Raw genomic sequence first — 12,436 nt, forward strand, 5'->3', positions numbered from 1 at the left:
GTATTAACACAAACGCCCGCCTGGGCGTTTAGTCATCATCCTCATCGTCGTCATCCAGATTACGGGTAATCGGACGATACACTTCAACGCGATCACCGTGTTTTAACGGAGTATCGGGTTTGGCAAGCTTGCCAAAAATGCCGACGCGCTGCTGGTCGAGATCGATGTCGGGGTAGTGGTTCAGCAAGCCGGATTGGGCGACCGCTTCGGCCAGCAGGCAGGGCTCTTCGACGTCGAGTTCAATCCAGGGCTGGTCGTTGCCAATGGCGTAAATAACGCTGATGTGCATGGCGTGTTCCTTCAATATTTAATCCGGCTTTTGGCGTTACGTTGGTTTGGGTAACTCAGCAGTGGCTCTGGATCGTGACCAGTCCATTGTTTGTGGAGGCTGGCAGGCGACGGTCTATCATGCGTTTGATCACGATCAGAAACCCCAGCGCCATAAAGGCACCCGGTGGCAATATCGCCAGCAGGATACCGGAGTAGTGGGGAATAACTTCTGTCTCCAGCCAGGCAAAATGGCTGCCGAGCAACAGTGAGGCATTGGCGAACAGGGTGCCGGTGCCGAGTATTTCGCGCATGGCACCAACCGCAACCAGTACCCAGGTAAAGCCCAGTCCCATGGAGAGGGCATCGGCCGCTGCCAGAGCCACCGGCTGTTTGCTGGCGAAACTTTCGGCGCGACCGAAGATGGCGCAGTTGGTCACAATCAGGGCGATAAATAACCCGAGCACCTTGTACAGATCGTGGAGAAAGGCGTTGATGGCCATATCCACCATGGTCACAACGGTGGCGATCAATACAATTAATACCGGTATCCGTACTTGCGGGCTGATCACGCCGCGTACCGCTGAAATCATGATGTTAGTCAGCAGCAGCACGGCGAGGGAAGCGATCCCCATACCGAGGCCGTTGGTAGCGCTGGTAGTGACGGCCAGTAGCGGGCAGAGGGCAAGCATCTGCCCCATGGCAACGTTGTTGTCCCACATGCCTTCACGAAAAATCTGCCGGTAATGGTTCATATCATGCTCTCCTGTTCATTGCCGTCATGACGCTGGCTGTTGTTGACGCCACTGGTTGAGTAGCAGCAAGCCCTGATGCACGCCTTTAACCACGGCTCTGGGGGTAATGGTGGCACCGGTAAACTGGTCGAAGTGGCCACCGTCCTTTTGTACGGCCCATTGCTGTTCCGAGGTATTGGCGAGAGATTTGCCGTCAAAGCCGGTGATCCAGTCGCTTTTGGGGCGTTCGATCTTGTCGGCCAGCCCCGGAGTTTCCTTATGGCTGATGATACGGACGCCCAACAGCTCGCCCTCCGGTGTGGTGGCCAGAATCATGTCGATGATACCGCCCCAGCCAGCAATGCTGAGCTGCAGTGCCAGAGCCGTGATTTCGCCGTTCCGCCGCGCCAGCATCAGTGTGGCCGGGCCGCCCAGCGCCGGGCTGGAAAGCTGCGCGGTATCACTGAGCGGGTCATTGTCGTAATAACTCTGTGGCAGCACCTGCGCCAGCATGGCGAGTTTGTCCGCTATCTGGTGGTCTGCGATCGACTGCTGGGTGCCCAGGTTACCGACCACCAGCAGCAGGCTGACGATGGCGCAGGCTCCACCCAGTAACAGTGCCTGATACAGTGGCTGGTCGCGCCAGGACGGCTGCGGTTGTTTTATCGGCTGCTCGAGTGGTTGTTCCATGTCATACCACCTTGCGCTGTGCCGGTACGTGTTTGATGGCGTCGCCAGAGCGGCGGCGGCCATAAGCTCGGGGTTTGGTCACGCGGTCGATCAGTGGCGCTAACGCGTTCATCAGCAGAATGGAAAAGGCAACGGCTTCCGGGAAGCCACCCCAACTGCGAATAGCAAACAGCAGGACGCCGCAACCGGCTCCGAAGATCAGCTTGCCGACGGGTGTTGAAGGTGAGGTAACGTAGTCCGTAGCGTAGAAAAAAGCCCCGATCATGACGCCGCCAGAAGTGAGGTGGAACAGCGCTCCGGCGTAGGCTTGCGGGTTACTGAGCTGTCCGAGCCAGGCCAAAAAAGCCAGCGAACCCAGCATGGATACCGGAATATGCCAGCTGATGGTTCGGGTAATCAACAACCACAGGCCGCCCAATAGCACCAGCAGTTCAGAGGTTTCCCCCAGGCTGCCACGGGTAAAGCCAAAAAAGGCATCATAGAGGGAAAAGTTTTGGCTGAGCATGGCTTCCAGGTCGGCACCTCCGGCAGCAGCAGCCTTGCTGGCCCCCAGCCAGGTGGCACCTGTGATACCGTCTGCAGCATCACTCATCCAGGGTTGACCAGCAAAGATAATACCAAACGCATCGGCCAGCCCCGGCGCATTAGCACTGTCGATAGGCATCACGTTCACCCAAGTGGTGAGCTGTACCGGGAAGGAAATCAGCAAGGCGATACGTGCCAGCAGGGCCGGGTTAAAGACGTTCTGGCCAATACCACCATAAATCTGTTTGCCGATGGTAATGGCAAAAAAAGCACCACCGACACCAATCCACCAGGGTGCCCAGGGTGGCAGAGTCAGCGCCAGCAACCAGCCAGTGAGCAGGGCCGAGCCATCCCCGAGTCGACTTAACGGCTGTTGTTGCAAATACAGACAGGCCAGCTCGGTCAGGATGGCAGCCAGACAAGTGGTGACAAATAGCACCAACGCTGGCCAGCCAAAGCAGTAAAATCCCCATAAGCTAACGGGCGTCAGTGCCAGGCACACGCGCAGCATGATGCGATCAATACTGGAGCGGTCATGGGCATGAGGTGAAGCAGTGGGGTTGTACTGGACGTCGGCTGTCATGGTTATGCTCCCGCGTTGTCGGTAGTGGAAGCCGGTTCGGCTGTGTCAGCAGCGGGTTCGGCTGTTTTGCGCGGTTTTTTGACTTTGTTTTTGGCTTTTTTAGCCTGCTTCGCTGCTTCCTTGGCGGCGGCTTCTGCTTCCAGTCGCTCCTTGCGGGCGGCCATCAAATCCTGGGTATAGGTCAGCTTTTGCTGGCCGGCACGGCTTTCGGCCAGTTCGCCCTTGGCGTATTCAAAGTACTGCACCAGTGGAATATGAGAAGGGCAAACATAGGCGCAGGAACCACACAGAATGCAGTCACGCAGTCCGGCATCCTGGGCACTGTCGAAGTCGTCCTGCTTTGAGCTGCGTGCCATCTCCAGCGGCAACAATCCCATTGGGCAGGCATCAACGCAGCGGCCACAACGAATACACGGCGATGGCATGTGTTCATTGACTTCGGCCCGGGTCAGAGCCAATACCCCGGAGCTGCCCTTGATCAGGGGGACGTCGGTGGTTGGCAGTACCTGGCCCATCATCGGGCCACCCATCAGTAGCCGTGCCGGGGTGGCGATCAGTCCGCCACAATGCTCAAACAGATGCCTGATGGGGGTACCCAACAGAGCTTCAACGTTACGGGGTTCGCCGACACAACCGCCAGCAACCGTGGTGATTCGGGAAATCAGCGGTTTGCCATAAATCAATGCTTGCTGAATGGCATATACCGTGGCGACGTTGTGCACCAATACACCGATGTCGTTGCTGCGTTTGCCTGCTGGGACTTCCAGTCCGGTCACTGCCTGAATCAGCTGTTTGGCAGATCCCATGGGATAGCGGGCAGGCACTACCACGATCTCAATCGCACCGACATTGGCGGCGGCTTCTTGCAAGGCCGCAATCGCTTGGGGTTTGTTGTCTTCAATCGCGATGATTGTGCGATAGGCTTCAATGATATAGCGCACCAGGCGGGCACCCTCGACAATCTCGACGGCGCGTTCACGCATCAGCCGGTCGTCGGTGGTCAGGTAAGGTTCGCATTCACTGCCATTCACAATCAGGGTCTTGATTTCGAAACGGCGGCCCTGACGCAGTTTGATCGCAGCGGGGAAAATCGCGCCGCCCATGCCGACAATACCAGCCTGTTCCACCAGTGTGGCCAGCTCTTCCTGAGGCATGGCAAACGGATCCGGTGGCGGTGTCAGCGCTATCCATTCTTCCTGGCCATCCGGTTGCAGGATAATAGCTTTGGCCGGTAAACCTGACGGGTGGGGCATGGTGATCGTGTCGATAGCCGTAACCGTACCGGACGTCGGGGCGTGAATATTGGCAGAAAAACGCCCTGCTGCTGCGGCAATCCGCTGGCCCTTGAGTACTCGCTCACCGACTTGCACCAGCGCTTTTGCATCTTCACCAGAATGCTGGCACAGCGGCAGCCAAAGCGTGTCGGGCAAGGGCAAATGGCTGTTGATTTCAAAGCGGGCACTGTCAGCCTTGTGGCCGTCAGGGTGCACGCCGCCGCGAATGCGGCCGAGTCCGAATAACATATCAGGCGGCCTCTGGTTTCGACCAGTGCCAACGCTCCAGCGTCACAGGTTGTGTGGTCAGGCTGATGCAGTCTTCAGGGCAGGCTTCCATGCATTGGCTGCAACCGGTGCAGGCCTTGGAGACGACGACGTGGATCTGTTTGCTGGCCCCGACAATGGCATCGGTAGGGCAGGCTTTGTAACAGCGGGTGCAGCCGGTACACAGGGTTTCATTAATGGTGGCCAGTTGTGGCTCCGGAGAATCCCCTAGAGTGGAAAGGTCGATATCCAACAAGCGGGCGAGGTTTTCAGCCAGTGCCCGGCCACCAGGAGGACAGCAAGTGACATCGGCATTGCCGCTGGCGATGGCCTCTGCTGCGGGTGTACAGCCAGGAAATCCGCATTGGCCGCACTGGCTGCCAGGCAACATTTGTTCGATTTCTTTCATCATCGGATCGTCTTCGCCAGTGGCAAAGTATTTGGCTGCCAGACCAAGCAGGCCTCCGAGAACCAGGCCTAATAGGGTGAGTACCAGAGTTGCGATCAACATAATGCCTCCGAAGATCCTGTTTGCCGGTCTGTCCCGGCGTTTGGGTGGTAGGTGAAAAACAGCTGCCGTTCGTGAAGCAGGCTCAGATCATTCCGCTAAAGCCCATAAATACCAGCGATAACGAGCCAGCCGTAACCAGACTGATCGGTGTACCGCTGAACAGCTCGGGCACATTGGCCAGTGCCAGTCGTTCCCGTAGTCCGGCAAACATCACCATGACAATCACAAACCCGAGTGCCGAACCGAGACCAAACATCAGGCTTTCGACCAGATTGTGTTGTTCGGTGATATTCAGCAAAGCAACGCCCAGCACTGCGCAGTTGGTGGTAATCAACGGCAGGTAAATGCCCAATGCCTTGTGCAGCAGCGGGCTGGCCCGGCGAATCAGTACTTCGGTGAACTGCACCACGGCAGCAATAATCAGGATGAAGGACAGAATGCGCAGGAATTCAATGCCCAGTGGTTGCAACAGCCAGTGTTCAATCATCCAGCTGCACAGCGCCGACAGCGTCAGTACAAAGGTCGTCGCCAGACTCATGCCCCAGGCGGCTGATACATTGCTGGATACCCCCATCAGTGGGCACAGACCAAGGAACTTCACCAGTACGATGTTGTTGACCAGCGACGTGCTGACCAGAATCAACAGATATTCCATAAGGCCTCCTGAATCTCGGGCGGGTCTGTCGTATCAGCTCAAAATTGCATTTCCTGTGCCACGGGATTGGCCGTAGCTGCTGTTGTATCGAAGCGACAAAGGAATGACTGCAAATGGTGCGCAAAGGCTTGAAAACAGGGCATTTGATTGAAAAACGACAAAGATATTGTTTGTCGTACTTGCGACAAACAGTAAAAAACCGGGAAAAGCCATTGTTGCATTACTGACAAATGTTCGCGGCATTGTCGGGCAATTGACAGAGAACATGGGCGTTACGGTTAATTATTGTAGCGGCATGCTCCTTGCTCCTACCTGAGGGTGTACCAACACGTCACCGACCAGGAGCTGTTATGAGTAACGTCAGACTCTCGCCAGAACAGGCCGCCGCCGCCAGACTCGAAAAAAAGGGGTTGGCAGAAAAAGGCATCAGCGACATTCACCCGGAAGGTGTGCTGTTGCCCGAGGAGGTATTTTTTCAGGCGGTCGAACATTCGCCTGTGGCCATTTCCATTACTGATCTGAAGGCCAATATTCTTTACGTTAATCGTGCGTTTACTCAAGTGACGGGGTACGGCGAAGACGAAGTGTTGGGGCATAACGAATCCATCCTCTCCAACCACACCACGCCTCGTATTGTCTATCAGGCGTTATGGGGCCGGTTGGCGCAGCAAAAATCCTGGACCGGCATGATGCTGAACCGGCGCAAGGACAAGCGCCTGTACCTGGCCGAGCTGACGGTCGCGCCGGTTATCAATGAAAACAACGACACCATCTATTACCTCGGCATGCATCGTGACGGTTCCGACATGCACGAGCTGGAACAGCGGGTGATGAACCAGAAGTTGATGATGGAAGCGGTGCTCAACTCGGTGCCTGCCTCGGTGCTGGTGCTGGATGAACACCATCGTATTGTATCGGCCAACCCCAGTTTCCGCGCACTGGCGGCGGATTTACTGCGCGATGAGCCACTGGAAACCGTCGTCAATGTGATCGGCACCAAACTGGGCAGTGCCTATCATCAACTGCTGGAAGATCGCCGCAGTTTTGACGACAAGGAATTCTCGCTGGATTACGGCCGTAGCCGGGGACGCTGGTACTCCTGTTTTGGCACCACCATTGACGTGAAGTGTGAGGAAGCCGACGGCTTCTTTGAACAAACCGTGCGTCACTATGTGTTGTTAATGATCAACGACATTACCGATATACGGCGTCGCCAGGAGGAAGTGCATCTGAATGCGCTCAAGGCGCTGATGGCGGAAGAGGATCTGGTGCAAGGCATGCGGGAAACCGTCAATGGCGCGATTCACCAGATGCAGGGTCCCGTTAATCTGCTCGGCACCGCCGTCAGTATGTTGCAGCGGCGCACAGGTGCTAACCGGGATGACGCCTTGCTGGGGGCGCTGGAAGAAGCGCTGGCCGCCGGGAACGGTGCTATGGACAGTATGCGGGATGCCATGCCTGCTGCGCTGGAAGAGAGCAAGAAACCGGTCAATATTAACGAGCTGCTGCGGGAGTCGCTGGCATTGTCTACTGAACGACTATTAGCACAAGGAATTACCGTTGACTGGCAACCGGCGTTGCAATTGCCCGCAGTGATCGGGCGGGAACGGCGCTTGCGCAGCATGTTCAAGCAACTGCTCGACAACGCCGTGGACGCCATGAGTGAACGCACGGTGCGCCATCGCGAGCTGACCATTATTACCCGTGGCGAAACCAATGGTGTGTGCTGTGAAATTATCGATACCGGGCCAGGTATCGCCCCGGCCTTGCAACTGAAGGTCTTTGAACCCTTCTTCAGTACCAAAACCTCCGGCAACGGCTGCCGTGGTATGGGACTGCCCATGGTGCACGATATCGTCACTGATCATTCAGGTACGGTGCACATCGATCTGTCCCACCGAACAGGATGTCGCGTTGTTGTGCGACTCCCGTTTATCTCGTCGCATTAGGAGGCCAACGTGATGACAACCTCCCGATTAGCGGCTGGTGGCAAGCGTGTTAACAGTAAGGCTGAGTTGATGGAGCGGCAATTCCGCTGCCTGGCGGAAGTCGCCGGAGTGCTGTCGGAAGCTCGCACCATTGAGGAAACGCTTACCGGAATTCTGGGCATCCTGCATAATCATTGTGGCTTGCAGCATGGTGTGGTCAACCTGTATGACCCCGAGAACAGCACACTGCAGGTCGGTGCCGTGTACCGTGAAAATGACGGTGGCGGCAAGACACCATCGGTCAAGTATCAGCCTGGCGAAGGGATTGTGGGGCGGGTGCTGTCGAGCAATCAGTCGATCGTACTGGGGCGTATCTCCAGTGAACCGAGATTTTTAGATCGACTGGAACTCTACGATCTGGAACTGCCATTTATTGGTGTGCCGATCCGGGATGGCAAAGGCAAGGCGATCGGCGTACTGGCCGCCCAGCCTGATGTTCCCGCCGATGACTACTTGGCTGAACGCACCGAGTTTATGACGGCGGCAGCCAATTTGCTGTCGCAAACCGTGCGCTTGCTGGTGAACCAGGAAGAAGGCCAGACCATTGCTCGTGAGCGCGACGAGCTGCGTCGGGAAGTACGGGTGAAATACGGCTTTGACAACATGGTTGTCGGCCACTCTGATGGTATGCGGCGGGTGTTTGATCAGGTGCGTCGGGTGGCCAAATGGGACAGCACCGTGCTGATTCTGGGGGAATCCGGTACTGGCAAGGAGCTGATCGCCAACGCCATCCACTACAACTCGCCGCGGTCACACAATCATTTTGTCTGCCTGAACTGCGCCTCCTTGCCAGAAAATTTGCTCGAATCGGAATTATTTGGCCATGAAAAAGGCGCGTTTACCAATGCCATCAAGCAGCGCAAGGGCCGTTTTGAACAAGCCGATGGGGGCACCTTGTTCCTGGATGAAATTGGTGAAATCTCCGCCCTGTTTCAGGCCAAACTGTTACGGGTGTTGCAAGAAGGCGAACTGGAGCGGGTCGGGGGTGGCCAGACCATCAAGGTCAACGTGCGTATCGTTGCCGCGACCAACCGTAATCTCGAAGAAGAAGTTGAAAAAGGCCGCTTCCGCGAAGATCTCTATTACCGTCTTAATGTAATGGCGATCCAGCTGCCACCACTGCGAGAACGGCTGGTGGATGTGCCGGAATTGGCCACCTTCCTGCTCGACAAGGTATCCCGCCAGCAAGGTCGCCCCTTGCGCTTGACTGACAACGCCATTCGCATATTGATGAGCCATGACTGGCCCGGCAATGTGCGACAGTTGGAAAACTGCCTCGAACGGGCAGCAGTGATGAGTGAAGAAGGGGTGATCGACAGCGACGTGATTGCGCTGCCAGATCATCAGCGCCAGGGTAGTGTCAGTACCGGCAATGGCAGTACGGGCTACAGCAGTCCTGCACCGGCAACAGCCTCCAGCGTTGATCTCGACAATCCTGAAATGGATGAACGCGAACGCCTGATCGCAGCTCTTGAACAAACCGGCTGGGTGCAAGCCAAGGCTGCTCGTTTGCTCAATATGACCCCGCGTCAGATTGCCTACCGGATCCAAACCATGAAAATCAATGTGCGCAAACTGTAGGGCCAAGGTTCCGTGCTCTGCCGTTGCGTCGAATGCGCGGCTGATGTGTCGGATTCTCATCGGTATGGCGGGAAAGGATGCTGATGAGGAAGAACTCCTACGTCATTGAGCATTCTTGCCTTTGTTCCCTACACCACAAAAATTCCCCCTGATGTGTTGTATGTGACACGACAAATTGCCAGTTGAAAACGTAAAAAATCAATGAAAACAATGGCTTGTATTTAGGCATTGGCATTGCATCGATCTGTTAGCAACCGGCCCACCCGGATTATCAGAGATTCACCTGCCGCAGGCAGGTCACAATGAAGGAGCTGAGACCATGCAACTGACAGTGCTTGGACAAGACGAAAGCAACGAGGCGGCAGCAGCAGAAAGCAGCAGCTGCGCCTCTGGCTCGTGCGGCAGCGATAACGACCAAATGTCGCAGCTGCCTGATGCAATTCGTGACAAGGTAAAAAATCATCCATGTTACTCCGAAGAGGCACACCACTACTTTGCTCGTATGCACGTAGCGGTCGCCCCCGCCTGTAACATCCAGTGTCATTACTGTAATCGCAAGTATGACTGCTCCAATGAATCTCGTCCCGGAGTGGTATCTGAGGTATTGACCCCAGAAGAAGCCGTGATGAAAACCAAGGCCGTGGCGGCCAATATCCCGCAAATGACCGTACTCGGCATTGCTGGCCCTGGTGACCCGCTGGCCAATCCCGAACGCACGTTCGAAACATTTCGTATGCTGAGTGAGCAGGCTCCAGATATCAAACTGTGTGTCTCCACCAATGGTCTGTCGCTGCCAGATTCAGTTGAAGAACTGGCGAAGCACAATATCGATCACGTTACCATTACCATCAACTGTGTCGACCCGGCTGTTGGTGCCAAGATCTATCCCTGGATCTACTGGAACAACAAGCGTATCTACGGCGAAAAAGCCGCCAAAATCCTGATTGCCCAACAGCAAAAAGGTCTGGAGATGCTGGTTGAGCGCGGCATCCTGGTAAAGGTTAACTCAGTGATGATTCCTGGTGTGAACGACGAACACCTGAAAGAAGTTTCCCGCACGGTCAAATCCAAGGGTGCTTTCCTGCACAACGTCATGCCGCTGATTTCTGAATCTGAACACGGCACCTTCTTTGGCATCATGGGCCAGCGTGGGCCAGAGCCGGAAGAGCTGCAAGACCTGCAGGATGCCTGTTCCGGTGACATGAACATGATGCGTCACTGCCGTCAGTGTCGTGCTGATGCGGTTGGTCTGTTGGGTGAAGACCGGGGTGAAGAGTTCACACTCGACAAGATTGCCGCGATGGACATCGACTACAACGCGGCGATGAAAACCCGAGCCGTTGTACACGCCGGTATCCTTGAAGAACTGGACGAAAAAGAAGCCAAGCGTAGTCGTCTGGCAGCAGTTTCCATCCCCTCTGCAGAGAGTGCGATCTCCAGCAGTCTGCGTCCGGTATTGATGGCCGTAGCCACCAGTGGCGGTGGTTTGATCAACCAGCACTTTGGCCATGCGACCGAATTCCTGATCTATGAAGCCTCACCCAAAGGCGTGCGTTTTATCAGTCACCGCAAGGTTGATCAGTACTGTGTTGGTGATGACGCTTGTGGTGAAAAAGAAAGTGCCCTGGCCGGTTCCATTCGCGCCCTCAGCGGTTGTGAAGCGGTGCTTTGTTCCAAGATTGGCTACGAGCCATGGTCCTTGCTGGAAGACGCGGGAATCGTGCCTAACGGTGAACATGCCATGGAGCCTATCGAAGAAGCCGTGCTGGAGGTCTACAAGGAAATGGCCGCCAACGGTCAACTTGATGACGCGGCTGAATCGGCACCGGCAGCAGAACGGGTCTCTGCCTGAGTCATAACCCGGCCGGGGAATACCCCGGCCATCCACTGCACCCTCGGAGGTTAGCATGGCGTTATCTATTGTTGATTCCTGCGTGAACTGCTGGGCCTGTTACGACGTATGCCCCAGCGATGCCATTTACGAAAGCAAGCCGCATTTCAAAATCAATGCCCGCAAGTGTACCGAGTGTGAGGACGACTACGCCCAGCCTCAGTGCGCCAGCATTTGCCCGATTGAAGAAGCGATTCTTGATGCCAGCGGCATGGCGATTAACCCGCCAGGTTCGTTGACCGGTATTCCGCCAGAAAAAATGGCTGAAGCCCTGAAAGAAATCCAGGCCCGCTAACGGTCGTAAGAAATCGTCGCAACAGGAGATTGTATCGTGCTGCATTTTTATGAAAAACCAGGCTGCATCAATAATACCCGCCAGAAAAAGATTCTGCGCGAAGCCGGTGTTGACGTGATTGAGCATAACCTGCTCACCACTCCTTGGCAGGCACAGCAGTTGCGACGTTTTTTTGATTCCTTGCCGGTGAGCGAGTGGTTCAACCGCTCGGCACCCGCCGTTAAAAACGGTCAGATCGACCCTGAACACTGTACGGCAGAGCAAGCAATGGCAGCGATGATTGCCGAACCGCTATTGATCCGACGGCCGTTAATTCAGCTGGAAGGTTGGTATCACTGCGGTTTTGACTGGCCCCGTTTACAGCAGCAGCTGGGGCTGGGCGCTCGCAGCCGCGAAGAACTGGATGTCCCTGATGATATTGAAGGCTGTGCCAGTCACCACGCTTCGGGGAAGAGCTGCACGGTTCCCGGCAGCATAACAAACAGTCGTACCCAGACAGGAGAATACGCATGAACCTGGCGGTGACTTTACGTCCAACACTCTGGCGACAGATTGTCATCCAGCTGTTGCCAATGGCCAATAGTGAGCGGCAACCCCTGCGTGCCAATACCAGTCGCTGGTTAGGACAAATGCTGCGTGGTCAGCGTCAGGGACGTACCTGTCTGCCGTACTACCTGGGTCTGAAACCGGTCGATTTTCGCTGGTTTATGCATCGCTACCTGCATGGCCAAAACCGTTATCAAAGCCTGCCGTCGCCACGCCAGCAAGACCGTGACAATCTGCGTCATGATACCGACTTGCGCCAGCAACTGCTGGAAATGCGTGAGGACGAATGGCAGGAAATACGCCAGTTGCTGCTGCAATACCGGGCTGGCAAGGACGATAGCGAATTGCTGATGGCTGATATCGTCGCTGCGGGTTGTCTTGGTGGCGAACATCTCTGGCGTGACCTCGGCTTGCTCAATCGCAGCGAGTTGAGTGCCTTGTTGTCGCAGAATTTTCCGCAGCTGGTAGCCGCCAACGATCGCGACATGAAGTGGAAACGATTCTTTTACAAGCAGTTGTGTGAAGCCGGTGGCGGTTATGTTTGTCGCGCTCCCAGCTGTGATGAATGCACTGCGTATGCCGACTGTTTTGGCCCTGAAGACTGATTTCGAATGACCCATTAATCCATC

13 protein-coding genes are annotated in these 12,436 nt (G+C 55.7%); 6 read left to right on the top strand and 7 right to left on the bottom strand.

Going from position 1 to position 12,436, the window contains the following annotated elements:
* Positions 1-28: 28 nt before the first annotated feature.
* The 7 genes from WG929_RS11035 to rsxA form a co-directional block, all read right to left on the bottom strand.
* Positions 29-289: an RnfH family protein gene (locus WG929_RS11035; protein ID WP_416206060.1), complete on the bottom strand. Its 261-nt coding sequence runs from the start codon at positions 287-289 to the stop codon at positions 29-31.
* Positions 290-344: 55 nt separating this feature from the next.
* Positions 345-1,022, bottom strand: coding sequence for an electron transport complex subunit E (locus WG929_RS11040; RefSeq protein ID WP_369855516.1), 678 nt, complete (start codon positions 1,020-1,022; stop codon positions 345-347).
* A gap of 24 nt (positions 1,023-1,046) precedes the next feature.
* Positions 1,047-1,691, bottom strand: a complete 645-nt coding sequence (rsxG, locus tag WG929_RS11045; RefSeq protein WP_416206061.1) for an electron transport complex subunit RsxG — start codon at positions 1,689-1,691, stop codon at positions 1,047-1,049.
* A 1-nt stretch (position 1,692) separates the two neighbouring features.
* A complete protein-coding gene (locus WG929_RS11050; RefSeq protein ID WP_416206062.1) occupies positions 1,693-2,799 on the bottom strand; it encodes an RnfABCDGE type electron transport complex subunit D in 1,107 nt (368 codons plus the stop codon).
* Between the two features lie 2 nt (positions 2,800-2,801).
* A complete protein-coding gene (gene rsxC, locus WG929_RS11055) occupies positions 2,802-4,322 on the bottom strand; it encodes an electron transport complex subunit RsxC (protein ID WP_416206063.1) in 1,521 nt (506 codons plus the stop codon).
* Between the two features lies 1 nt (position 4,323).
* Positions 4,324-4,851: an RnfABCDGE type electron transport complex subunit B gene (locus WG929_RS11060; protein ID WP_369855512.1), complete on the bottom strand. Its 528-nt coding sequence runs from the start codon at positions 4,849-4,851 to the stop codon at positions 4,324-4,326.
* A gap of 82 nt (positions 4,852-4,933) precedes the next feature.
* Entirely contained in the window at positions 4,934-5,506 is a 573-nt protein-coding gene (gene rsxA / locus WG929_RS11065) for an electron transport complex subunit RsxA (protein WP_369855511.1), read from the bottom strand.
* A gap of 350 nt (positions 5,507-5,856) precedes the next feature.
* Here rsxA and nifL point away from each other — a divergent pair, with 350 nt between their 5' ends.
* The 6 genes from nifL to WG929_RS11095 all read left to right on the top strand — a co-directional run bounded on the left by nifL (position 5,857) and on the right by WG929_RS11095 (position 12,412).
* Entirely contained in the window at positions 5,857-7,455 is a 1,599-nt protein-coding gene (gene nifL, locus WG929_RS11070; protein ID WP_416206064.1) for a nitrogen fixation negative regulator NifL, read from the top strand.
* A 12-nt stretch (positions 7,456-7,467) separates the two neighbouring features.
* On the top strand, positions 7,468-9,075 hold the full coding sequence (gene nifA, locus WG929_RS11075; protein WP_416206106.1) for a nif-specific transcriptional activator NifA: 1,608 nt from the start codon (positions 7,468-7,470) through the stop codon (positions 9,073-9,075).
* Positions 9,076-9,394: 319 nt separating this feature from the next.
* Positions 9,395-10,927 (top strand): nitrogenase cofactor biosynthesis protein NifB, encoded by a 1,533-nt coding sequence (gene nifB / locus WG929_RS11080; RefSeq protein ID WP_416206065.1) that lies wholly within the window; start codon positions 9,395-9,397, stop codon positions 10,925-10,927.
* A gap of 55 nt (positions 10,928-10,982) precedes the next feature.
* Positions 10,983-11,261 carry a 4Fe-4S binding protein gene (locus WG929_RS11085; protein ID WP_369855507.1) on the top strand — a complete coding sequence of 93 codons (279 nt, stop codon included), beginning with the start codon at positions 10,983-10,985 and terminating at the stop codon, positions 11,259-11,261.
* A 36-nt stretch (positions 11,262-11,297) separates the two neighbouring features.
* Complete coding sequence (locus tag WG929_RS11090) at positions 11,298-11,774, top strand: ArsC/Spx/MgsR family protein (protein ID WP_416206066.1); 477 nt, start codon at positions 11,298-11,300, stop codon at positions 11,772-11,774.
* On the top strand, positions 11,771-12,412 hold the full coding sequence (locus tag WG929_RS11095; protein WP_369855505.1) for a nitrogen fixation protein NifQ: 642 nt from the start codon (positions 11,771-11,773) through the stop codon (positions 12,410-12,412). The genes WG929_RS11090 and WG929_RS11095 overlap by 4 nt, the downstream gene beginning before the upstream one ends.
* Positions 12,413-12,436 lie beyond the last annotated feature (24 nt).

The organism is Oceanobacter antarcticus, assembly GCF_044962685.1.
Taxonomy (GTDB): Bacteria; Pseudomonadota; Gammaproteobacteria; order Pseudomonadales; family Oceanobacteraceae; genus Oceanobacter; species Oceanobacter antarcticus.

Excerpts from the sequence above, each read along its gene's own strand:
- WG929_RS11060 (WP_369855512.1), bottom strand. The coding sequence starts at position 4,851 with ATGTTGATCGCAACTCTGGTACTCACCCTATTAGGCCTGGTTCTCGGA.
- WG929_RS11035 (WP_416206060.1), bottom strand. The coding sequence starts at position 289 with ATGCACATCAGCGTTATTTACGCCATTGGCAACGACCAGCCCTGGATT.
- WG929_RS11085 (WP_369855507.1), top strand. The coding sequence starts at position 10,983 with ATGGCGTTATCTATTGTTGATTCCTGCGTGAACTGCTGGGCCTGTTAC.
- rsxA (WP_369855511.1), bottom strand. The coding sequence starts at position 5,506 with ATGGAATATCTGTTGATTCTGGTCAGCACGTCGCTGGTCAACAACATC.
- nifB (WP_416206065.1), top strand. The coding sequence starts at position 9,395 with ATGCAACTGACAGTGCTTGGACAAGACGAAAGCAACGAGGCGGCAGCA.
- rsxC (WP_416206063.1), bottom strand. The coding sequence starts at position 4,322 with ATGTTATTCGGACTCGGCCGCATTCGCGGCGGCGTGCACCCTGACGGC.
- WG929_RS11050 (WP_416206062.1), bottom strand. The coding sequence starts at position 2,799 with ATGACAGCCGACGTCCAGTACAACCCCACTGCTTCACCTCATGCCCAT.
- WG929_RS11095 (WP_369855505.1), top strand. The coding sequence starts at position 11,771 with ATGAACCTGGCGGTGACTTTACGTCCAACACTCTGGCGACAGATTGTC.
- WG929_RS11040 (WP_369855516.1), bottom strand. The coding sequence starts at position 1,022 with ATGAACCATTACCGGCAGATTTTTCGTGAAGGCATGTGGGACAACAAC.
- rsxG (WP_416206061.1), bottom strand. The coding sequence starts at position 1,691 with ATGGAACAACCACTCGAGCAGCCGATAAAACAACCGCAGCCGTCCTGG.
- nifA (WP_416206106.1), top strand. The coding sequence starts at position 7,468 with ATGACAACCTCCCGATTAGCGGCTGGTGGCAAGCGTGTTAACAGTAAG.
- nifL (WP_416206064.1), top strand. The coding sequence starts at position 5,857 with ATGAGTAACGTCAGACTCTCGCCAGAACAGGCCGCCGCCGCCAGACTC.